Raw genomic sequence first — 22,880 nt, 5'->3', positions numbered from 1 at the left:
AAAACGATACGGTTATGAAAAAGATACATATTATGCTGTGTTTGGCGTTGGGAATATTGGTCAGTGGCTGTTTTACCAGCTATGTATCTACCAAACAGATGATGGGTATATATCAGGGAATGACTCAATCGCAGGTAGAGTCCGTTTTAGGAAAACCTGATTTCCGGCGTTTTGACGGTGATATGGAAGAATGGGAATTCCATCGTGATAACGGTACGCCTGTACTTACTTCGGAACCTGTGACGATAATCGTTCAGTTTGTAAATAGAAAGGTGGTTAGTATGGATACGTTCAAAGGTTATGGCAGACCTGCACCGATGCATTCCGTTGTAGTACCGCCTGCAGTGAACACTACCGTTGAAGTCTTTCCTAATCATGAACAGGTGGAAGAAGCTCGTTTGATGACTGATAGTGAGTTTAAAAGCTTCATAGATAAGCTAAAATTTACGATTCCGAGGGATGACCAAAAGGCGTTGATTAATAGTATGCTGGGAAACCATGATGTCAATTCAACTCAATGTGTGGCGATAGTAAAAGAATTTTCTTATACTCCCGATCAAGTGGAGGTGATGAAGAAGTTGTATCCGTATGTTAGAGATAAGCAGAATTTTAACAAGGTGATTGATATCTTATTCACTAACATATATAAAGACGAGGTGCACAAGTTTATCAGAGAATATCATCAGAATAATAAATGATAGGAGATTGAATTATGAAACGAATACTGTTTTTACTCTTTGCGGTCGGTCTGACTGCCAATATGACCGTAATGGCTGGAATGAGCACTAGCAAGGTACGTAAGGAGACGCGTTTTCTTACCGATAAGATGGCATATGAATTGAGCTTGAGTACACAGCAATATAATGATGCGTATGAAATTAATTACGACTTTATTTATTCTGTCCGTAATATCATGGATTACGTAGCACGTGGTTACGAATGGGCATTGGATGATTATTATGAAGCGTTGGATATCCGTAACGACGATCTTCGCTGGGTATTGAGTGATGCACAGTATCACCGGTTCCTCGGTGCCGAGTATTTCTATCGGCCAATCTATGTAACCGGAGGGAAATGGAGTTTCAGGGTTTATGTTAATTACCCGAATCGTAGTTTGTTTTATTTTGGTGTGCCTTACCATTACCGTACTTATTGTGGAGCACATTATCGTCCACACTTTCACCATGTGAGTTATTATCGGGGCAGATATACTAATTTCAACCATTATTCTGCACCGCATCGGGTGAGAGATCAGCGAGTATTCCACTCTTATCGTCGTTCGGATTTCGGTTCTGTCCGGTTCCGTCCGAATACTTCCACTCGTCCGCATAATGCACCGACACGTCCGGGTAATTCTTCCCGTCCGGGTTCATCGACAACGCGTCCTGGTACGTCTCGCCCAAGTACCTCTACTCGTCCTGATACTTCTACTCGTCCCGGAACGACAACAAGACCTGGTACGTCAACACGTCCCCGTCCGGAATCTGGAGGAGATCGGCCTTCGACTTCTGTCAGACCATCTACACCGTCCGGAAGTGGAAGACCTGGTAACAATGTTGCTCCTGATAAAAATGGGAATACGAATAGAGTAGAAAGTGATCGTAATTCTGGTCGTCGTCCGGAAACAGGTTCCGGTTCTTCAAGCTCTAATCGCAGACCAACAAGCGGAAGTTCAACTGGTTCCAGTTCCTCCAATCGTGAAAGTGGAAAAACAAGTAGCAGTTCGAGAGAAAGTTCAAGCAAACGAAACGATAGTAGTTCCTATAATAGAAATAACAGTTCCGAGAGAAATAACAGCTCTTCCAGTTCCAGTCGTAGTAGCTCCAGTCGCAGTGATTCTGGTCGCAGTAGCGGTAGTACGACCAGTCGTAGCAGCAGTACCACTTCTAACCGGAGTAGCGGTAACTCGAGTTCTACTCGAAGCAGCGGCGGCTCTACCCGGAGCAATGTTTCTAGTGGACAAACAGAAAGACGCTCTTCTTCCGGAAGTACGAGAAGCAATAGCACTCAAAGTTCTTCCCGTTCCTCTGAAAGAAACAGCAACAGTTCAAGAAGATAACCTATTCCTTTATTATTTATATCAATCTCATTACTCCTCAGCGGAAGGAGAACTAGACTCCGGGTTTTCACCGGCTAGACTATTCCGGGCAGCGCCCGTAACTTGGATATCGGGGCGGATACTATCCGCCTCGATTTCACTTATTACTCCTTTCTGTGCAAGCCGCTTGGCAATCAACTTATAATAGCCTTCCATATTCTCCTTTAACTGTCCGCCTTCTGCAAAAGAGCTGCGGAAATGCTTGGGCTTCGGGATAATGGAAGCCAGGAAAATACTTTCTTCCGTGTTCAGTTGTGAAGGGCGTTTATTGAAATAATAAGCAGAAGCTTCCTGAATACCATAAACGAGCGGTCCCCATTCAACAATGTTCAGATATACTTCGTACATGCGTTCTTTAGAAGTTAATCTTTCATTTTCTATTAGCCATACAATCAATGCCTCTTCCAATTTACGTGCAAAGTTCTTATTACGGTTCAGGAATACATTCTTTACGAGTTGCATGGTGATCGTGCTTCCTCCACGTGCAAAGCGTTTCACTTGCAGGTCGTAAATCAATGCTTCCCGTAGGGCGTCGGGCAGGAAACCGTGATGGTAAAAGAATGCTCCGTCTTCACTTTGCATAACGGACATTCTTAGGATGGGTGAAATGCTATCCAATGGTGTAAAGTGTGCGCACGAAGGGCCAATGGGAAAAGTCCGTACCGGTATTCCGTTCTCATAAGCTGTATAAATGAACTCGCCGGACATTTTGGAGAGTGAAGTGGCCCCATAGCTTGTGATGCGGAAGTCTTTCTCTTTCAGCTCGGATTCCAGTTTGAGACTATCCAGTTGTGCAAAATCAATATCTAATAGAAAATGATAGGCCAACTCGCCACTTGTCTTGATGCCTTCCAAGTTGCTGAATAATCCTTTGGGGAGAGAGCTGAACAGATCATCTGCCGGAAACCAGGATTTGTTGACTGCAGCAGTGAAATGCCAGTTTCCTTTCTCTTTCTCGGCTCGCAAATAAGGATGAAACTGGAGTTTGTTGAAATCAACAATGGTCGTACTATCCAGCTCGAGTGAGTGCCCGCTAATGTTCATCTCGTAACAGAGTTGTCCACGATCGAGATGAATTACTTCAGGAGAGAGGGCTTTATGAAATACGTCAAGTCCGTTCACTCTCGCTTTTCCTTTGAGGAGCAGTTGATTGGATGCACGCTTATCTTTAGTCATATTATAAGATAGGGTGTCGAAAGTGACTTCTGCTCCAAAACGGCGGGTAATATAAGGTAGTGAGATTTTTCTTTTTTCCGGGGCAAAGAGAGATGCTTTTAATGTATAGTCTCTTCTGTTTAGTTCGCCGGTCGCTTCCCATAGTTGTTGAGGAAGTGTATCTTCTTTTATCTGAATGGTTGATTGGAAATGATTGTTCTCAATAATAAAAGAAGGAATGTTGACTGCAACGAAATTACTATCTTTACGTTCGGTTATATTGATTTGACTGAGTTGCCCGTTTTCAGGCAGGAAACCGTAAATGAGGTTTAATATCCGGTCAATACGGTTGGCATAGTCACTTTCTATGACAGGTTGGGGTTCTGCTTCTTGTTGCCGTTTAAAGAACAGGAAATCGTAGTTAGCTATGCTATCATGCTTGATGAAGTTGATTGCCAGGCCATTCATAAGCACATTCCGTACTTCGATTTCTCCTTTTAGTAATTCCCAAAAACTTAGTTTTACATTGACGGATTGTAATGTCAGGAGGGTATCCCGTTGGTTGGGAACAATAGAAAGTCCTTGTAAAGCCACTTCATTGCAGCCTTTCATTCGTAACTCCTGATAATGAATTTGTAGACCGTATGTTTGTTCGGCACGTGTAGTTCGTTTGTCAACGATATGGCATAAAATGACATTGCGGAATGCAAAGAGACAAATAAGGCTGGTAAGCAAGATACCGATAGCCGATAGAATGATAATTCTTTTTTTGCTGGACGTTTCCATCTTCTTTTTCTTGATATGATAATCGCTGCAAAGGTAGATAATAATTCGGGCAACAAGCGGAGTATTTTCCCATTTTTAGAGTTATATTCATCAGTAGAAAGAAGAAAATACAAAAAAAGGCGCTTTATTTGCAATATTAATCTTTTGTTAAGGTCTGTATTAATCTTTTCGTTTACTCGTTAATGTTACTTTTACGCTCAAAACCAATACTTTTGAAATTATGATGCGAATGAACAAACCGATGACTACTGCAATGTTTTGCATGGCATTATTGCTTGGAGGACTCTCATCTTGTACCACAAATGATGTGGAAGATATACAGGGAGATGGTGAACAAGACCTTTATGAAATTAAGGATCGTGCGTTGGGAGAATACCTTGTTTATAACTGTAGCCGTACAGACGAAAACAAACTTCCTTATGAAATGGCTGTTGCGGAAAATGGCAAATTCTATCTGAACACCCAAAAAGCCGCTACCGTGGAAAACCTCTATCTGGTAAAAAACGATGCGCAGATATCTAAATTGGAGAGTGCAGGGTTGGCTACGGCTGCAGTGAAAATTGTAGATATGGACGGTTTGCAGTTCTTTACCGCTCTAAAGACATTGAAGATCACCTCCAATTCAGTGGAACGTATGGACCTGACCGCATTGACCCAACTTGAAACGGTTGAGATGAATAACAACTGCGTTGCAACACTGGACTTATCACAGAACGCTAAACTCGTTCGCTTTCGTTATGGTGGGAACACTACTACCGATACGTCTACCAAACTTTCGACAATTAGCTTCGCAAATAATAATGTGATAGAACATATTTATTTAAAGAACCAGAATCTTCAGGAGAATGGGTTTACTCTTCCTTCAAATTATTCAGCATTGAAAGAACTTGATTTGAGTAATAACCCGGCTGCTCCTTTTGCTATTCCGGAGGATTTAATGAACCAATTGACTACTGCTGTCGGAGTGGTGGCTGACTCTGAAGGAGGAGGCGACGAAGACGGTGAATTGTTCACGATCCCGGATCAAGCTTTTGGAGAGTACCTTTATTATCTATCGACAACAGCTGGCAAGTTGCCACAAGGACTTGTTGTGAAAGAGGGAAATGAATATCAATTGGATAAGACAATTGCAGCTACTGTCACTTCTGTGAATGTCAATAAAATGAAGGACACGATTACTGAATTACAAGCTGCTGGTTTAACAACTGCGGAAACTTTGATAAGTTCTGCAGATGGATTACAGTTCTTTACAGGATTGGTTGAATTTACAGCTACCTCAAATAAGTTTACCGAGGCACTTCCGATTACTGGACTTAGCAATTTGGAAGTCTTGCAAGTGAACACAGCAGGAGTTAGTTCATTGGATTTGAGTGGTAATCCCAAATTGCGTATTCTGAACTGTAATGGTAGTACGAAAAGTGGATATGGTACGTTGTCGTCTATTAATCTTTCATATACGTCCAATCTGGAGACTCTTAATTTGAAAAATAATAAACTGGAGGCAATCAATGTGACGAATCTGGTTAAGCTAACAGAACTCGACTTAAGTGGTAATCCTGGTGCAAATTTCAAGATTCCGGCAGGAATATTTAATAATTTGACTACTACTAAAAATAAAGGCGTAGAAGCTGAATAATTCAAATAAAGGATACTATGATGATATATATAGGTGCATTTATAGCCTTACAGGTAATTGTATTGGTGGCTTATTGGCTAATGAAAAAGAATAATCCGCAGGGAGTATTGATGGTAGCCGGAATTCTGATGTTGGCACTTAGTATGCTGCTTGGTATGCATTCGCTAAGTCTGACTGAAACAACGGGGACGCCCGTTTTCGATCTCTTCCGGATTATCAAAGAAACTTTTTCATCGAATATGCTTCGTGTCGGTTTGATGATTATGACTATTGGAGGTTATGTAGCTTACATGAAAAAGATAAAGGCTAGTGATGCATTGGTATATGTGTCTATGCAACCGCTGGCCATATTCAAGAAATTTCCTTATATCGCTGCTTCCATTGTCATTCCTATCGGGCAAATGCTTTTCATTTGCACACCGAGCGCAACGGGACTTGGACTGTTGCTGGTCGCTTCTATCTTTCCTATTTTGGTAGGCTTGGGAGTGAGTCGTTTGACGGCAGTATCTGTTATTTCTGCTTGTACCATTTTTGATATGGGCCCCGGTTCGGCCAATACTGCCCGGGCGGCGGAACTTGTCGGTCAAAATAATATGCTGTACTTTGTTGAACACCAGCTTCCGCTGGCCATTCCGCTTACTATTTTGCTAATGATTGTTTACTATCTCACCAATCGTTATTTTGACCGCAAGGATCGCCAGTCTGGACGTACACAGCCTGAAATGGTGGATACGAAAGATTTCAAGGTAGATATTCCTTTGATTTATGCGATTTTGCCAGTGTTGCCATTGTTCCTGTTAATCATATTCTCGAAGTATGTACACTTGTTCGATCCTCCGATCGAGTTGGATACCACTACGGCAATGTTCGTCTCTCTGGCAGTTTCCATGTTGTTCGAGTTGATACGGCTTCGTTCCTTTAAAGCGGTTTTTGTGACTATGAAATCATTCTGGGAAGGGATGGGTAAGGTATTTACCAATGTGGTGACACTGATTGTTGCAGCAGAAATCTTCTCTAAGGGATTAATTAGTCTTGGCTTCATTGATGCGTTGGTTGAAGGATGCACCAGTCTGGGATTCTCTGGAACTTTGGTTTCTATTGTCATTATACTGATTCTTTTCCTGGCTGCTATCCTGATGGGAAGTGGCAATGCTTCTTTTTTCTCGTTTGGCCCGCTGGTTCCGTCAATCGCTACCAAAGTCGGTATGGCACCCGTAGATATGATATTGCCTATGCAATTAGCATCAAGCATGGGACGGGCGGCGTCACCTATTGCCGGTGTGATTATTGCTATCTCGGAGATCGCTGGTGTATCGGCTACCGATTTGGCCAAACGCAATATCATTCCGCTGACAATCACACTGATTGCCATGCTAGTTATTCACTTTTTTATTTAACAAGTAATACTGATTATGATGTTCAAACTGATTCAAAATATACATCTTTATGCTCCTGAAGACAAGGGGATGAACGACCTGCTTATTTGTGGTGAAAAAATTGCTTGTATCGCACCCCATATCGATATTCGCGGAATAGAAGTAGAAGTGATCGATGGAGCAGGCATGAATGCTGCCCCCGGCTGTATCGACCAACACGTACATATCATTGGCGGAGGCGGACAAACCGGATATTTCTCTCTGGCTCCTGAAGTGCCGCTTAGCCGTTTACTGGCTTGTGGAACGACTACGGTAGTCGGACTATTGGGAACCGATGGCTTCGTGAAGCAATTACCGGCACTTTATGCTAAAACAAAAGCACTATGCATGGACGGTATATCAGCTTATATGCTTACCGGCTACTATGGACTTCCCACTCCTACATTGACAGATTGTGTTGCCAATGATTTGATTTTCATTGATAAAGTGATCGGCTGTAAGATAGCTATAAGCGATGACCGTAGTTCCTATCCTACCAAAAGTGAGCTGATGCGTATCATTCAGCAAGTACGTCTGGGGGGCTTTACTTCTGCCAAGGGCGGAGTGATGCATGTGCATTTGGGAGCTTTATCCGGAGGCATTGATCTGTTACTTGAGATAGCGCGGGAATATCCTTCATTAATCAGCTATATTTCTCCTACCCACATGGGACGTACGCACGATCTGTTCTTGCAAGGAATTGAATTTGCCCGTATGGGGGGAATGATCGATATTTCCACAGGCGGAACGAAATATTGCGAACCCTATGAAAGTGTATTGGAGGGATTGAATGCCGGAGTATCTATTGATCGTATGACTTTCTCATCGGATGGTAATGCCGGTGTACGTCGTAAAGATCCGGTTACCGGGGAAGACAGTTATACTGTGGCACCCTTACATCGAAATCTGGAACAGGTAATCCGGTTGATAGTGGATGGAGGTATTGCCCCTTCGGATGCTTTCCGCCTGATAACAACGAATCCTGCCCGTACAATGAAACTGAAAGGAAAAGGAGAACTCCGGGAAGGATGGGATGCGGATATAACGCTGTTTGATGATAAATGGAAATTGCAGGGTGTCTACGCCCGTGGTGCGGAAATGATGCATGAAGGCATCGTGATACGTAAGGGAAATTTTGAAATGTAATACTAAAACAACATGGATATGAAAAAATATCTATTATTCCTGATAGGGCTATTCTTGTTCCTTCCGGTAATCGCGCAGACAGACGAAGGTAGTGATGACGCCGAAATAGTGGAAGCCAGCGATGAAAGTTTATCAGATATCGACAACAAGGTAGTTCTCCATCGCTATAAAATGGGGGATGGCTTAAGACTCACAACACAGGGCGGCAATAAGCTGGTTATTAGCGGAATGGTACAAACCTCGGTAGAAAGCCGTCGCTTTGAAGATGTGGATCAGATGTACAACCGCTTCCGTGTGCGACGTGCCCGTGTGCGTTTTGATGGAAGTGTCTATCATGATAAATTGCGTTTCCGCTTGGGACTCGACTTGGTGAAAGGTAGTGAGACGGACGATGATTCCGGTTCCTTATTGATGGATGCTTATGCAGCCTATCGCCCTTGGGGTTCTAAACTGGTCGTTTCGTTTGGGCAGCGTTCCACTCCTACGGATAACTACGAATTACAGATGAGTTCCCACACTTTACAGTTTGGCGAACGTAGTAAGATCACTTCTGCATTTAGCACGATTCGTGAACTGGGAGTCTTTGCCGAAAGTTCTTTCCGGGTAGGCAGCAAAGGTCTTCTACGTCCTGCTATTGCCATCACTGACGGTTCCGGTCCAATTTCGGAAGGAAAACGTTATGGTGGATTAAAGTATGGCGGCCGACTGAATTATCTTCCTTTTGGAGCTTTCCGTTCGATGGGAGGCAGCAGAGAAGGGGATATGGCTTACGAACTGACTCCGAAGTTAAGTGTGGGTGTTGCTTATAGCTATGCGGACGGCACATCCGATCGTCGTGGCGGCCGTAGTAACGGGGATATTCTTTATATGAATGACCGTGATGAAATAGATCTTCCCGACTATGCTAAATTGGTGGCAGACTTTGCCTTTAAGTATCGCGGATTTTCCATGTTGGGCGAATATGCGAAGACTTGGGGATATGTTCCTTCTTCTATTACGAAACGGGTAAGAAACGATGGTTCCACTGCTACTACCTTTGATGTGAACGGAGAGCAGAACGTAGAAGCTTATATCAAAAATAGAATGATGTTGGGGCAAGGGTTTAATATTCAGGCAGGATATATGCTTCGCAGTCTTTGGAGTTTTGACTTGCGTTATACATACCTTAAGCCGGACGAATATTCATATATGAATAATAATCTGTATTTCAACAGACATAACTTTTATGATTTTAGTGTCTCCAAATATCTGACACGTAATTATGCTGCTAAAATACAATTAACTGTCGGACTAGCCCGTAGCAATGGTGAAAACCGTACTCCCGACAGTACATACACCTATAATGGTAATGAGTGGATAGGAAACCTATTGTTCCAATTTAAATTCTGACGAAGCTATGAAACGAATATTATTAATACTCTGTCTTTTATTATCCGGTCTTCCATTCTATGCTCAACAGACCGGAAAGGTGACGGCGAAGTTCTTCCCCGATCCACAGATCGACATGGATACACCGGCATTTGCCAAGAAGCATGGTTTCACCACTTATCGTGAGTTGATGACGTTCTTGCATGATTTGGCTACCGCTCATCCGGAATGGGTGAAACTTCAAATTGTAGGTCGTACTCAGCGTGGACGTGAAATACCTATGATAAAGGTGAGCAAAGGAGGAAGTGATAAGTTACGTGTCCTCTATACAGGATGTGTACATGGAAATGAACCGGCTGGTACGGAAGGACTTCTATATTTTATGAAGCAACTGACCCGTGATCCTCAACTGTCTGCCCTGCTTGATAAGATGGATTTCTATATCCTGCCTTCGGTAAATATTGACGGAAGCGAACAGGGAGAACGGCTCACTGCCAATGGTATAGACCTGAACCGTGACCAGACTCTTTTGTCAACCCCGGAAGCACGCACTTTACAACGGGTTGCTCTGACAGTCAAACCTCATTTGTTTATCGATTTCCATGAATACAAACCGCTTCGTGCCTCTTACGAAGAAGTGACCGACGGGCTTCTGGTTACCAATCCTAACGACTTTATGTTTTTGTGGAGTAGCAACCCGAATGTATCTCCCGCATTACGTACTGTTGTAGACGATTTTTATGTGCCTGAAGCTAGTCGTATGGCTGATGCGGAAGGACTGACACATCATACCTATTTTACTACTAAAAGTAATCGTGGAGAAATTATATTCAATATCGGCGGTTCCTCTCCTCGTTCTTCCACTAATATCATGGCATTGCGTGGAGCTATTTCAATGTTGATGGAAGTACGTGGTGTCGGCTTGGGACGCACTTCTTATAAACGTAGGGTATATACTGTTTATAAATTGGCAGAGTCATTTGCCCGTACTACTTTTGAGCATGAAGATCAAATACGAAAAGCTGTAGATGAATCTGCTCATTATAATGGTGATATTGCCGTGACTTTCCGTTCGAAACCCGCTTCCGACTATCCGTTGAATTTTATCGATATCCTTGCTTGTAAAGAGATAACTGTGCCTGTTGAGGCCCGTATCGCTCCCGAATCGGAAGTCGTACTGACCCGCGAACGCCCTGTTGCCTATTATCTGGACGCCAACCAAAATCGTGCAGTGGAAATATTGCAGCATTATGGGGTTGAACTGGAACGGCTGGAATCTCCTGAAACGGTTGAACTGGAGTGTTACACTGTTACAAAAGCAGTAGAAAGCCATGATTTGGTAGCCGGTATTTTACCGTTGAATGTGGCAACAAATACCAGTAACCGTACGATTACTCTTCCGGCCGGCAGCTATCGTATTCCCATGTCCCAACCTTTGGCCACCCTTGTGACAGTATTGCTGGAACCGGAATCAGCCAATGGTTTCGTCAACTACCGCGTGATTGATGCTGCAGTAAACAATACGCTGGGCGTCTATCGTAAAATGAAATAGATTAATTAATGACGATAAATAGAATACAAGATATGAAAAAGATAATAATAGGAGTTTTCTCCTTGATTTTGGCTACAGGTATGTATGCTCAGACAATTGGAAACGAGGCATTTCCGCAACTGAAAGATGGTTTGCTTGACTTGAACTTGAGAACACCCGGTCAGAAACTGCGTTTTGGCGGTTATCTCCAGGGATCAGGTTATTATACGGACATAAAGAACGCAGAGTCGGAATATGGATTTGATATTGAACATGCTTATTTAAGTCTGGAAGGTTCGTTCCTGAATGAGAAACTGGGATTCTTTTTACAGGCAGATTTTGCAGATTCCTACCCTTTGTTGGATGCATGGGTTTCGTATGCTCCCTGGAAACAGTTGAAAATCAGTGCCGGACAGAAACAGACTTTTACCAATACCCGGCAGATGATGATGCTCGATCAGGGACTTGCTTTTGGTGAACATTCATTGATGGATCGTACTTTCTCCCGTACAGGCCGTGAGTTGGGATTATTTGTTGAAAGCCGCTTGTCACTTGGCAAACTCGGATTCGATTTGGGCGCTGCTGTTACTTCCGGTGACGGACGCAATTCATTTGGTTCATCAAGCACTGACCCTGATTTGGGTGGGTTGAAATATGGCGGACGTGTCACTGTTTATCCGTTGGGCTTCTTTACGAGCGGTAATGAAATGGTCTTTAATGATTTTATTCGTGAGAAATCTCCCAAATTGGCTATCGGTGCGGCCTATAGTTATAATGTCGGTGCCAGTAATATGGTAGGTGAGGGACATAATGATTTTCAGATGTATGATAAAGAAGGTGCTGCGGATTATCCCGACTATCGTAAGTTGTCTGCCGATTTACTCTTCAAGTGGAATGGTTTCTCCTTGTTGGCAGAGTATGTCAATGCAACAGCGAACGGTTTGAACGGGCTTTATGTAGAAAAGGATGAGGGTGCAAAATTGAAACCGCATCAGATAGCTAATTATCTGGCTTTGGGAAATGGATTCAATGTGCAGGCTGGGTATCTTTTCCGTAAATTATGGGCACTTGATGTTGCTTACAGTAAAGTGAAACCCGAGTGGAAGGAGACTGAACAGAGTGTTTTGCGCGAGGCGGATAACATTACTTTCGGAGCATCGAAATATTTCAATAATAATACGTTCAAGCTACAGCTGGCAGGTTCATATACCTCATACAATCAGTTAGTGGGGGCAGGATCTAAGGAATTTCAGGTTAAGTTGAATCTTCATATTCTCTTTTGATAATGATGCGTGTAGCAAACTTATTGATTTTAATCATTGCCGTATTGATGACGAGTTGTTTTAAAGACGACGAATCGGAATCTTTGGGAGAAACCTCCGGGTTTCTTCCGGGAGACGGTATCGTGACATATTCCGGATATGCGCCTTTGGCCGACCGGCCTGTCCGCATACATTTTCATATCCCTGTCAACGGGGATATGAAAAAAATGCCGGTGTTGTTTGTATTTCCCGGATTAGAAAGAAATGCCGATGATTATTTGAATGCATGGCGTGCAGAAGCATCCAATAGGGAGGTAATGGTCTTTGTGTTTGAGTTTCCTACGGAGACTTACTCTACTGCACAGTATATCGAAGGAGGTATGTTTCAGGGAAATACGTTGCTCGATCGTTCAGAATGGACATTCTCACTTATTGAGTCCGTTTTTGATACTGTCCGGAAAGATACCGGTTCTTCGCGGAATAAGTATGATATGTGGGGACATTCTGCCGGAGCGCAGTTCGTGCACCGGTATGTGACGTTTATGCCTGATACCCGTGTTGATAGGGCGGTAAGTGCCAATGCGGGTTGGTATACATTGCCCGATGTGGATGTTGCTTATCCTTATGGCTTGAAAAATACGGATGTCGCAACTACTTCCCGGGTGGCATCGTTGTTTGCCCGTAAACTGATTGTTCATTTGGGCACGGCAGATACGGATCGTAACGGACTGAACACTTCAGCAGGTGCCGAAGCACAAGGGGCAAACAGGTATCAGCGTGGTAAGTATTATTTTTCAGAAGCGAAGCGTATCAGTACCAAAGACGGTTGTTCATTGAACTGGGACAAGTATGAGGTGGCAGGTGTTGCACATGAGTATGCTAAGATGGCGGCAGCCGGAGCAAAAATACTCTATTAAGTAAGACTAAAATTTTGAGCCATCGGTTAAATAGCTTATTTTTGTTGACCTATTTATCAGACAGGTATTTAAAATGTTTTTATCGGCATCGTACATACAAGGATTGTATTCTTTAGGGCAAAAGATTATGCTATTGATATTCTGCCTCTCTTTTACTGTATCCGTACGTGCTATACGTCCCGCAGAAGAGGTTAAGAGAGTGAAGGCAGATCAGATACTTGATACCAAACAGTTTAATTATCTGGATAAAGGGAGCATTATCACATTGCAGATTGTGCTTCCCGAGCAGGATAAAGTGGTGTTTGAGTCGCTGATGCGCATTGAAAGTACAGATAAAGAATTATATAATCTGATTCTTTCCCGTTCTCCGCAGGCAGGTACTGAACTTCTGTGGGTGTGTAATTCAGAGGTTGAGAAAGTGCGGATAGGCTCTCCAAAAGATTCAATCCGGACTGATACCATGTCAGTAGGCTTTTCGGTTCGTTTCCCGGCAGATTCGGTTTATATATCCGCAAATGAACATTCTTATGCATTTTCGTCGCATGGCATTCGCTCGGACCGGGGGTATCGATTTCATATTCTGGGTGATAAACGTTCCCATTTGAAGTTGGTGGAGGGGCATGCTGAATTGTTGTCGATTGGAAAGGAGGAGCAACATCTATCCGCCTGGTACTGGATTTTATTGATTATTGTGGTGGATATGATTGTGTTCCTGGGAATGCATTGGCGGCGTAGGCGTCAGAAGAGATTGAAGGCAAGTAACCGGATTGAGATACTCACCTCATTTGGCGATGAAGGAGAAAGGGTTAAGTTACCCCGGTATAATGCCGTTTACCTGTTTGGCGGATTGCAGGTTTTTGACCGTAATGGTGAGGAAGTCTCGCAACGCTTTTCTCCACTTCTGCGTGAGCTGTTTATTTTGTTGATTTTGCGGTCGGCGGAGAATGGAATATCGTCGGAAGAACTCACGACCATGTTGTGGTTTGATAAAGATGATGTAAGTGCCAAAAATAACCGGGCAGTAAATCTTTCCAAGTTGCGTGTGTTGGTAGAATCTGTTGGTGGTTGCACTATCTCCAAGATTTCGGGTAACTGGCGGGTGCAATTTGATAAAACAGCTTTTGTGGATTACTATGAATGTCTTCCGGAACGGATTCGTCCCGATAGCCTGACAACCGAACGAATTAAAATCATAGCAGCACTAACAGCTAAAGGCGGCTTGCTGAATGAGTGTGACTATCTGTGGCTCGATACTTTTAAAAGCCGGATAGCAGACAGCCTGATTGAATCTTTATTAAAGTATGCCACTTTATTAGATGAGCATGAAGCTTATGATACCAAATTATTAATATCCGATATTATCTTCCGGTTCGATTCCGTGAATGAAGCGGCTCTTAGACTCAAATGTGCCACTTATGTATCTATGCGTAAGCAATATATGGCTAAGACTACTTATGAACATTTCTGCAGGGAATATAAATCACTGTATGACGAACCTTTTGAGCATTCTTTTAATAGCATTATTAGTCAGTAAATTATTTCCTTATTTGTTCGTTTCTTAATGGGTTGTTCGCTTTTGAGCGTACAACTGTTCGTTTTCGTACACCGTTCTGTTTTATGATTTCCTTGATTATTAGCTAGTTATCGTTTTGGCACGCTCGTTGCATCTCTATAGTCGCAAGCGGGCAACGAAGAAAAATGAAAAAAACTTCAGAAGGTTGCAACCGTTTGAGACGCTTGATCCGTCTAATAAACAGAAGGACAAAAACAGAATGTTGAACAAATAAAAAATATACAATTATGAAGACTACAGTATTATTCAGAATGATCGTTTTAGTTGCTATGGTATTTGCAGGAATCGCTAATACAACAGTGAAGGCACAGGGTAATAACTTCATTACTAATGAAGAAAGAGTAGATGATCTTGTAGTATCGAAAGTGATTTACAGACTCGATGGTTCTCTCTATCGCCACATGAAATATGATTTTACCTATGACGATCAGAAGAGAATGTCTTCCAAAGAAGCTTTCAAATGGGATGCTTCTACTGAAAAATGGATACCGTACTTCAAAATTGATTATACTTATTCATCTAATGAAATCACTTTGGTATATGCACGCTGGAATGACTCTCACAGAGCTTACGACGCATCTGTTGAAAAGAGCGTTTATGAACTGAACGACGCTAATATGCCGGTTGCTTATATGAACTATAAGTGGAATGATAAATGGATTGAAGAATCCGCTGCTAGCTGGGCTATGAATGTATCTACTCCGGCAACTAATGAAGCAACTCTGCTGACTGCCAGCAGATAAAAATAAATCGGAGTTGTGAAACTCCTTCTCTCTCTTTTAATTTAACTACATTAAAAACGGTGGATTTCCTTATGGGATAATCCACCGTTCTGTTTTTCTAATGAACAGTTACGATTAGCTTTTGTAACTCTTCAATATCTATTTAACGAGTGGTAGATATTCTCCATAACCTTCCTCTTTCATTTTATCTTTCGGGATAAAACGAAGTGAAGCGCTATTGATGCAATAGCGTAATCCACCTTTCTCTTTCGGCCCATCTGTGAATACGTGTCCCAAATGAGCATCTCCGGTTTTACTGCGTACTTCCGTACGTATCATGCCGTGCGAAGTATCTTTCTTTTCTGCGATTAGACCTTTTTGAATCGGTTGGGAAAAGCTTGGCCACCCGCAACCTGAATCAAACTTGTCGGTAGAGACAAACAGAGGTTCTCCGGTAGTAATATCCACATAAATGCCGGGACGATGCTCATTCCAGTATTCATTATGGAAAGCTGGTTCAGTGGCATTCTTTTGGGTTACGGCATATTGTTCCGCCGACAATTCCTTACGGAGGGTTGCATCATCCGCTTTTTGATACGTTTTAGCTTTCGGCGCATTCGCTTTGCGTGCCATTTCGAATAAAGCGGGATTGATATGGCAGTATCCACCCGGATTTTTATCCAGATAGTCTTGATGGTAAGTTTCAGCCGGATAGAAATTTGTCAATGGCTTTACTTCTAGGACGATAGGAGTTTTATATTGTGCGGATAATAATTGAATTGCCTGCTTGATGACAGGGAGATCTTCTTTATCTACATAATAAATTCCGGTTCTATACTGCGTTCCCCGGTCATTACCTTGCCGGTTGAGGCTGGTAGGATCGATTGTCTTGAAATATAGATCGAGCAGTAAATTCAAATCTACCGTTTTCGGATCATAAACCACCTTTACTGTTTCGGCAGCATTGGTTTTTCCTGAACAGACCTGTTCATAACTCGGATTGGCAACATTACTGTTGGCATATCCTACCTGAGTACTTTCTACTCCTCGAATTTGTTTCAGGAAATGTTCTGTTCCCCAGAAACATCCTCCCGCAAAATAGATTTCTGCTTGATTCTTCATTGGTTTAGCAACTCCTAAAAATGTATTACTAATCATTACAATCACTATAGCGATAAAATACTTCATATCCGTTAGTTCTTTCTATAATAACGAATGAACCAACGGATATGTTTTAAGGAACTACTATACTAAACTCAACTTTATTTCTTTTTTATTCAATGACCTGTCCTTTGTAGAAATCCAGAATTTTAGTCCGAAACAGGTAGTCATATTTTGCCTGCAACTTATCCGAAAGAGCTTTCGTCAGATTAAGTTTGGCTTCATTGTATTCCACAAAGGTAGCTTTGCCGTTATTGAACTTCTCACTCATCAGGCGGAAAGACTCTTCGTTGGCTTTTACTGCCACTTCACTGGAGTTGTATTTACTTTCTGCTGCCAGAGCATTGTACCAGGCTTGCTGAATTTCTTTATAGAGTACTTTTTTACTGTTATCCAATTTCAAGGATAAATCTATTTGTTGCAAACGAGCCGTGCGTACCCGGTTTCTTGTGGCAAAACGGTTGAAGATTGGCACGCTCAAATTAAATCCTATATATTTATTCAGATTGTTTTTCATCTGACTGCCGAAGCTGCTCTCTGATCTTCCGCTAACCGTATAATAATTACTTCCCAGACCGGCACTGAAAGAGAGTTGTGGATAAAATGCACTTTGGGCAATACGAATACTATTAAGACTACCTTGCAAACGATATTCTGCAGCCTTAATGCTTGGTTTGTAAGTAAGTGCCTGTGTATATATGTCATCCGGCGGAGTGAGAGATTCGAACTCTAATTCTTCCTTAGGGCTTTCGAGTACAAATCCTTCAGGCGTGGGTAATTCCAAGAGTTGGGTGAGATCCAGTAAGGATAGTTTGTACGTATTGTCTGATTGTACAGCAGTCATTTCATCCTGTGCGACACGGGCTTGTGCTTCGGCCACTTCAGAAGAGGATGCCTTACCCACTCCCTGAAGACCTTGAATACGTTTTAACTGGTCTTTGCTTAAATCGACCTGATTATGAGCAATCTTACTTAATTCTTGATTGAATAAAACCTGTAAATAAGCAGAAGTGACATTGATTGCAATATCTTCTCTGGCTTTATTCAAATCTTCTATGGCAGCTTTTAAATCCAGTTTGGCAAGTGAATATTGGTTGGACAATTGCAAACCGGTAAATATAGGTACGTTTGTTCCCAAGCTGAAACTGGTATTGGCGCTGTTAATGTCACTATACGAGTTGTCTATCGGAGAAGCAGTACGGCCCCAACTCCAGTTTTGGCTGGCACTACCGCTCAAATTCGGAAGGCGTGCCCATTTAGTGGTGTTTACACTCACTTTGCCTGCTTCGACATTATTGGCCGATTGACGGATTTCTATATTATGCTCAATAGCATAGTCGATACATTGCCGAAGCGTCCATGCTTGCGAAGAGTTGTTCTGTGCCTGGATGGAGGTGATTCCGACTCCGGCAAGCAGAAGGGCTGTTATGGTTTTACGAATTATTTTCATCGGATTCAATTATTTATCTTTTTTCTCTGCACCACGTATTTTGTCCTGAACGGTTACCCCTTTCTTGATTTCTATCTTGATTCCATCACTCATACCAGCAGTCACCTGTGTACGCTGGAACTTTTGTTCGGGCACTGAATCTGTCATGATGTACACAAATGTAGAGTCACCACTAAATTCAACAGTGCTTTCGGGCACTGCCAATACCTGATTGGCTCTTTGTAACACGATTTCCGCATTAGCCGAATATCCGGAACGAATCTGAACAGAATCCGGAATGGTAATCGCAGCCTTGATTTCAAACTGGTTGGCTCCATTGGTTTCCACCCCTTTGGGAGATATATATTCCAGAATAGCGTTGAAAGTCAGATTCTGTAAAGCTCCGATGGTCAGTTTGATTGGCATTTGTTCGTGGATACGTCCCACTTCTGTTTCATCAATATTACCACGGAAAATCATATCGTTCATGTTGGCTACCGTAGCAATCGTAGTTCCATCATTGAACGTGTTACTCATAATCACCGAATTACCAGCTTTTACAGGCACGTCCAGAATTAACCCGTCAATGGTAGAGCGAATCATCGTGCTACTGAAAGAGGCACTGTTTTTGGTAATTCCTTCTTTTACGATTTCCAGATTGTCTTTGGCCGTCTGTCTCTCTTCGCGAGCCTGCTTCAAAGCCACTTCACTTTTCTCGTATTCTTCCCGGCTAATTAACTGACCGTCATACAACTTCTTCACACGGGCGAAATCCGTTTCTGCTTGGGTTGCATTAATTTCTGCCAGGCGCACACGACTTTCTGCAGAATTCAGTTGTCCGAGTTCAGGGATTACTTTTACTTTGGCAATAACTTCCCCTTTTCTTACGGCTTGTCCGGCTTCTTTATATACTTCGTCGATAATACCCGAAATTTGCGGTTTGATTAAAATTTCGTCTCTCGGTTCCACCTTTCCGGTAGCTACTGTCGTTTTTTGGAGGTCAGTCATTTCCGGTCTAACTGTTTCGTAAGTGATTACCTTAGGCTTGGATTTCTGATAAAGGAATACGAATGTTCCGACAAGAATGATAGCAACGACTACCAATAATGTGATTTTCAGATACTTTTTCATGATTTTATTTATAATTTTATTATTTACGATTGATGATTGAAACTAAACTCTTCACATATTCAGATAACTGTTCCACTTCCTTATTCATCCCGAATCGCTTCAATCGGTTTGATAGCCATGGCCCGGTAAGCAGGTGCCAGACCTGCCAACATTCCCAGTGCAATTAGAAGGGCACAAGTGCCGATTGCTAGTCCGAAAGTGACTTGAAAACGGACGTCCCCTCCGTCAGCGTTGGCTCCCATCTCTACAAGTTGCAACACCATGACGGCAAAGGATATTCCACACATTCCTGCAATGGTGGTAAGTACCATACTTTCCGATAAAATTTGTTGCAGAATATCTTTCGGTCGTGCACCGATTGCCCGGCGGATCCCAATTTCAGTGGTACGTTCTTTGACGGTCACCATCATAATATTGGATACGCCGATGGCACCTGCCAGCAAAGTTCCCAATCCTACCATCCAAACCAGTATGTTGATACCGGTAAACAAGTTATCGACCATAGAGAACATGGCTTCGGCATTCAGGCACATAACAGCCTGTTTGTCATCCGGAGAGATATAATGTGCGGCTTTGATGACCTGTTCCATTTTGGGTTGTACTTCAGATACTTTCACTCCATGCTTCGCAGTGAAACAGATCACATCAATTCGTCCTCCCAGATTATATGTTTGCTGCATCGTAGTGAAAGGAAGAGTGACAGCTTCCGAAGCCCGTCCCTGTATATTCATATCCCCTTCGGAAGAAGACATGCCAATCACTTGATAATAAATGCCATCTACTCTTACATATTTGCCACACGGGTCTTCTCCCGGTTTGAAAAGACTTTCATAAATTCGTTTTCCGATGACACATACTTTGCGTGCTTCCTTTATATCCACCTCATTGATGAACCTGCCGTATGCCATTTCCTGCGATTCAATGTGGAGATAATCCGGATACAATCCTTTCACGCTACAATCATATTTCTTATCTTCGTATACGGCTTTGGAACCCCAACGGGCTACAGACGGAGTAATGATCTCCACCTCTTTCACTTGGGAGCGAAGACGGTCGATATCGGTAGATTCCAGATTCCACCATCTTCCTTTGCGGAAGCCTTTGTAAGCCTCGCCCGTTCTTTGCGAGACAAGGAAACCGGAATTGGTGGCAAATCCTTCAAAGTTCTTTTTCATCATGTCCTCCAATCCTTGCCCGCCGCCGATAAGGGCAACGAGCATAAAGATTCCCCAGAAAACACCGAATGCAGTCAGCAGGCTTCTCGTTTTATTTCTTGTAATGGTAATGAGGATTTCCTCACAGGTATCCATGTCTATTCTCATAGTCTTAATCTGCTCTAAGTGCTTCGATCGGTCGGATGCTGACTGCTTTTCGGGCAGGGAATAATCCGGCTAACGTACCAGCTATTATTAATGTGAGTGTAGCCTGTATGGCGATTCTTATATCTACTGTTGGATTCAGGAAAACAGTTTCCGTCCACATTCCGGTGTCCATAGTTTGATTGCCGAAAGCGCTGTTCATCCATTCGGTCACTCCGATACCGGCTACCATGCCGATATATCCGAATATGGTGGTGATGGTGACACTCTCTACGATAATCAACCAGAGAATGGAAAGCGGTTTGGCTCCCAAAGCCTTACGAATACCAAACTCGCGGGTACGTTCTTTGACGGTAATCAGCATGATGTTGGAAACTCCAACGATTCCGCTAAGCAACGTAAAGATACCGATTACCCAGATGGCGATACGCAACATGCCCGAACCTTTCTGCTGTTGCAGATAGTTGGTAAACCGGTTCCATATCCAGATAGCACTGTGGTCCGTAGGGTCAAACCGGTGATTGGCTCCCAATACTTTGCGGTAATGGGTTTCAAAAGCCTCATTGGCCTCTACTGTTTCCAGATTTTTGGTAGTCATGACCAGGTTATTCAGCTTGTCTCCTTTATTATAAATCGTTTGCAGAGTGGTAAAAGGAATGTAAGCATCGCTGTCTCCGCTATCTCCTTTATCATTGTAGAGTCCTACTACCTGATAAACCACATTACCGGCATTGACAAACTGTCCGATTGGCTCGGTATGAGTTTTATTAAAAAGGATTTCTGCTGTTTTCTTATGGAGTACAATTACTTTCCGGCGTTCCTTGATATCGATTTCATTGATAAAACGTCCTTCGAAAAGTTTCACGACTTCTACCTCGGTATGATTGGGATATACGCCGGAAAGGTTCAGGCTGACGTATTCTTGCCCGAAACTAAGATTTACGCCTCCCTGCCACACGGTTGCTCCGGCCTTGATGACATGATTCGGGAAATAATGACTGGTAGCATCCATGTCTTTATTGTCCAGTTGCACCCGTCTTCCTTCTTTCAGTCCGTCGTATGATTTACTGGTCCATCCCGGAAAAATCTTGATGGAGTTCATGGCACGTTCGGAAGCCGATTGCTCGAATGCGTGGATCAGTCCGTTACCTGCACCTAGTAGGACGATAAGCATAAAGATTCCCCATGCCACGGCAAATCCTGTGAGAAAAGTCCTTAGCTTGTTACGTTTGATGGTACTATATATTTCTTGCCAGATATCAATCATTTTTTTAAGTATTAAGTAATGAGTATCAAGTATTAAGTATTAGACTGCGCTGTGGCCGCATGGAATTAATACTTATTTCATAATCCCGTCTTTTCCGAAAGGAGAAGCGTCATGGTCGATATTATCTTCAATACGTTCGATGATTCCATCTTTGATATGTATAATCTTGTCTGTTTGGTTAGCGACTCCACTCTCGTGGGTGACAACGACAATCGTCATTCCCAGTTTATGAAGATCTTTCAGAATCTGCATTACTTCCACAGAAGTTTTACTGTCCAAAGCTCCTGTTGGCTCATCTGCCAGAATGATTTGTGGTTGAGTGATTAAAGCTCGTGCAATGGCTACACGTTGTTTCTGACCGCCACTCATTTCGTTCGGCATGTGATGTGCCCAGTCTTTTAAACCCAGGCGGTCGAGATATTCCAAGGCAAGCGCATTTCGTTTTTTGCGACTTATCCCCTGGTAAAATAAAGGAAGTGCTACATTCTCTACGGCATCTTTAAAGGAAATCAGATTGAATGACTGGAAGATAAATCCGATCATACGGTTCCGGTATTCGGCAGCTTTGGTTTCGCTCAAGTTCTTGATAAGTACGTTGTTCAGGTAATAATCTCCAGTATCGTAGTTGTCGAGGATTCCCAATATGTTGAGTAAAGTTGATTTCCCAGACCCGGATGCTCCCATGATAGAAACAAATTCTCCCTGTTCGATGTTGAGATTGATACCTTTAAGTACATGGAGAGGCGCTCCGTTGTTGTAGGTCTTGTTGATATTCGTTAGTTGTATCACAATTTTCTTTATTTAGTTTCTGTTTTCTGATAATTTTCTACTATTAGACGTGCGAAAGATACGAAAAGTTGCAAACAGGTTGAACTTTTTTCAAAAAACATTTTGTAGACTCAATCTTCTTTACGTAATTTGTGTGCAGTAAACTTAATGATTAACTAACCCTTTTAAATAAAAG

18 protein-coding genes are annotated in these 22,880 nt (G+C 42.6%); 11 read left to right on the top strand and 7 right to left on the bottom strand.

Going from position 1 to position 22,880, the window contains the following annotated elements; all coding sequences use genetic code 11:
* Window positions 1–14: 14 nt before the first annotated feature.
* Window positions 15–698 carry a DUF4476 domain-containing protein gene (locus DXB58_RS06500; protein ID WP_122136277.1) on the top strand — a complete coding sequence of 228 codons (684 nt, stop codon included), beginning with the start codon at window positions 15–17 and terminating at the stop codon, window positions 696–698.
* A 14-nt stretch (window positions 699–712) separates the two neighbouring features.
* Window positions 713–2,059, top strand: coding sequence for a hypothetical protein (locus tag DXB58_RS06495; RefSeq protein WP_122136276.1), 1,347 nt, complete (start codon window positions 713–715; stop codon window positions 2,057–2,059).
* 30 nt (window positions 2,060–2,089) lie between these two features.
* Here DXB58_RS06495 and DXB58_RS06490 read toward each other — a convergent pair whose 3' ends face one another.
* The gene (locus DXB58_RS06490; RefSeq protein WP_122136275.1) at window positions 2,090–4,039 is read right to left on the bottom strand and encodes a transglycosylase domain-containing protein; all 1,950 of its coding nucleotides are present in this window, start codon (window positions 4,037–4,039) and stop codon (window positions 2,090–2,092) included.
* Window positions 4,040–4,259: 220 nt separating this feature from the next.
* Between DXB58_RS06490 and DXB58_RS06485 the strand changes: the two genes are divergently transcribed.
* The 9 genes from DXB58_RS06485 to DXB58_RS06445 all read left to right on the top strand — a co-directional run bounded on the left by DXB58_RS06485 (window position 4,260) and on the right by DXB58_RS06445 (window position 15,630).
* Window positions 4,260–5,675, top strand: a complete 1,416-nt coding sequence (locus DXB58_RS06485) for a leucine Rich Repeat (protein ID WP_122136274.1) — start codon at window positions 4,260–4,262, stop codon at window positions 5,673–5,675.
* 20 nt (window positions 5,676–5,695) lie between these two features.
* Complete coding sequence (gene dcuC / locus DXB58_RS06480) at window positions 5,696–7,072, top strand: C4-dicarboxylate transporter DcuC (RefSeq protein ID WP_122136326.1); 1,377 nt, start codon at window positions 5,696–5,698, stop codon at window positions 7,070–7,072.
* An 18-nt stretch (window positions 7,073–7,090) separates the two neighbouring features.
* Window positions 7,091–8,236, top strand: coding sequence for a beta-aspartyl-peptidase (iadA, locus tag DXB58_RS06475; protein WP_122136325.1), 1,146 nt, complete (start codon window positions 7,091–7,093; stop codon window positions 8,234–8,236).
* A gap of 18 nt (window positions 8,237–8,254) precedes the next feature.
* Complete coding sequence (locus tag DXB58_RS06470) at window positions 8,255–9,625, top strand: porin (RefSeq protein ID WP_122136324.1); 1,371 nt, start codon at window positions 8,255–8,257, stop codon at window positions 9,623–9,625.
* 7 nt (window positions 9,626–9,632) lie between these two features.
* On the top strand, window positions 9,633–11,156 hold the full coding sequence (locus DXB58_RS06465) for a M14 family metallocarboxypeptidase (RefSeq protein ID WP_122136273.1): 1,524 nt from the start codon (window positions 9,633–9,635) through the stop codon (window positions 11,154–11,156).
* Window positions 11,157–11,188: 32 nt separating this feature from the next.
* Complete coding sequence (locus tag DXB58_RS06460; RefSeq protein ID WP_122136272.1) at window positions 11,189–12,418, top strand: porin; 1,230 nt, start codon at window positions 11,189–11,191, stop codon at window positions 12,416–12,418.
* Window positions 12,419–12,420: 2 nt separating this feature from the next.
* Entirely contained in the window at window positions 12,421–13,314 is an 894-nt protein-coding gene (locus tag DXB58_RS06455; RefSeq protein ID WP_122136271.1) for a hypothetical protein, read from the top strand.
* Window positions 13,315–13,441: 127 nt separating this feature from the next.
* Window positions 13,442–14,848, top strand: coding sequence for a hypothetical protein (locus DXB58_RS06450; RefSeq protein WP_233527249.1), 1,407 nt, complete (start codon window positions 13,442–13,444; stop codon window positions 14,846–14,848).
* Window positions 14,849–15,114: 266 nt separating this feature from the next.
* Complete coding sequence (locus tag DXB58_RS06445; protein ID WP_009000159.1) at window positions 15,115–15,630, top strand: DUF3836 domain-containing protein; 516 nt, start codon at window positions 15,115–15,117, stop codon at window positions 15,628–15,630.
* Window positions 15,631–15,768: 138 nt separating this feature from the next.
* Here DXB58_RS06445 and msrB read toward each other — a convergent pair whose 3' ends face one another.
* From msrB to DXB58_RS06415, 6 genes are all read right to left on the bottom strand, one after another.
* Window positions 15,769–16,797: a peptide-methionine (R)-S-oxide reductase MsrB gene (gene msrB, locus DXB58_RS06440; protein WP_122136269.1), complete on the bottom strand. Its 1,029-nt coding sequence runs from the start codon at window positions 16,795–16,797 to the stop codon at window positions 15,769–15,771.
* Between the two features lie 85 nt (window positions 16,798–16,882).
* On the bottom strand, window positions 16,883–18,220 hold the full coding sequence (locus tag DXB58_RS06435) for a TolC family protein (RefSeq protein ID WP_122136323.1): 1,338 nt from the start codon (window positions 18,218–18,220) through the stop codon (window positions 16,883–16,885).
* A 9-nt stretch (window positions 18,221–18,229) separates the two neighbouring features.
* Window positions 18,230–19,330 carry an efflux RND transporter periplasmic adaptor subunit gene (locus DXB58_RS06430; protein WP_122136268.1) on the bottom strand — a complete coding sequence of 367 codons (1,101 nt, stop codon included), beginning with the start codon at window positions 19,328–19,330 and terminating at the stop codon, window positions 18,230–18,232.
* Window positions 19,331–19,410: 80 nt separating this feature from the next.
* Entirely contained in the window at window positions 19,411–20,652 is a 1,242-nt protein-coding gene (locus DXB58_RS06425) for an ABC transporter permease (RefSeq protein WP_117936738.1), read from the bottom strand.
* 4 nt (window positions 20,653–20,656) lie between these two features.
* Entirely contained in the window at window positions 20,657–21,916 is a 1,260-nt protein-coding gene (locus tag DXB58_RS06420) for an ABC transporter permease (RefSeq protein ID WP_122136267.1), read from the bottom strand.
* 72 nt (window positions 21,917–21,988) lie between these two features.
* Window positions 21,989–22,705, bottom strand: coding sequence for an ABC transporter ATP-binding protein (locus DXB58_RS06415; protein WP_004296202.1), 717 nt, complete (start codon window positions 22,703–22,705; stop codon window positions 21,989–21,991).
* Window positions 22,706–22,880: the final 175 nt, after the last annotated feature.

The organism is Bacteroides sp. OM05-10AA, from assembly GCF_003439055.1.
In the GTDB taxonomy this organism is placed as follows: Bacteria; Bacteroidota; Bacteroidia; order Bacteroidales; family Bacteroidaceae; genus Bacteroides; species Bacteroides intestinigallinarum.
This window is presented reverse-complemented; position numbering and strand designations above follow the sequence as displayed.

Excerpts from the sequence above, each read along its gene's own strand:
- DXB58_RS06470 (WP_122136324.1), top strand. The coding sequence starts at position 8,255 with ATGAAAAAATATCTATTATTCCTGATAGGGCTATTCTTGTTCCTTCCG.
- DXB58_RS06450 (WP_233527249.1), top strand. The coding sequence starts at position 13,442 with ATGCTATTGATATTCTGCCTCTCTTTTACTGTATCCGTACGTGCTATA.
- DXB58_RS06435 (WP_122136323.1), bottom strand. The coding sequence starts at position 18,220 with ATGAAAATAATTCGTAAAACCATAACAGCCCTTCTGCTTGCCGGAGTC.
- DXB58_RS06495 (WP_122136276.1), top strand. The coding sequence starts at position 713 with ATGAAACGAATACTGTTTTTACTCTTTGCGGTCGGTCTGACTGCCAAT.
- iadA (WP_122136325.1), top strand. The coding sequence starts at position 7,091 with ATGTTCAAACTGATTCAAAATATACATCTTTATGCTCCTGAAGACAAG.
- msrB (WP_122136269.1), bottom strand. The coding sequence starts at position 16,797 with ATGAAGTATTTTATCGCTATAGTGATTGTAATGATTAGTAATACATTT.
- DXB58_RS06500 (WP_122136277.1), top strand. The coding sequence starts at position 15 with ATGAAAAAGATACATATTATGCTGTGTTTGGCGTTGGGAATATTGGTC.
- DXB58_RS06460 (WP_122136272.1), top strand. The coding sequence starts at position 11,189 with ATGAAAAAGATAATAATAGGAGTTTTCTCCTTGATTTTGGCTACAGGT.
- DXB58_RS06445 (WP_009000159.1), top strand. The coding sequence starts at position 15,115 with ATGAAGACTACAGTATTATTCAGAATGATCGTTTTAGTTGCTATGGTA.
- DXB58_RS06420 (WP_122136267.1), bottom strand. The coding sequence starts at position 21,916 with ATGATTGATATCTGGCAAGAAATATATAGTACCATCAAACGTAACAAG.
- DXB58_RS06455 (WP_122136271.1), top strand. The coding sequence starts at position 12,421 with ATGATGCGTGTAGCAAACTTATTGATTTTAATCATTGCCGTATTGATG.
- DXB58_RS06490 (WP_122136275.1), bottom strand. The coding sequence starts at position 4,039 with ATGGAAACGTCCAGCAAAAAAAGAATTATCATTCTATCGGCTATCGGT.
- DXB58_RS06430 (WP_122136268.1), bottom strand. The coding sequence starts at position 19,330 with ATGAAAAAGTATCTGAAAATCACATTATTGGTAGTCGTTGCTATCATT.
- DXB58_RS06485 (WP_122136274.1), top strand. The coding sequence starts at position 4,260 with ATGATGCGAATGAACAAACCGATGACTACTGCAATGTTTTGCATGGCA.
- DXB58_RS06465 (WP_122136273.1), top strand. The coding sequence starts at position 9,633 with ATGAAACGAATATTATTAATACTCTGTCTTTTATTATCCGGTCTTCCA.
- dcuC (WP_122136326.1), top strand. The coding sequence starts at position 5,696 with ATGATATATATAGGTGCATTTATAGCCTTACAGGTAATTGTATTGGTG.
- DXB58_RS06425 (WP_117936738.1), bottom strand. The coding sequence starts at position 20,652 with ATGAGAATAGACATGGATACCTGTGAGGAAATCCTCATTACCATTACA.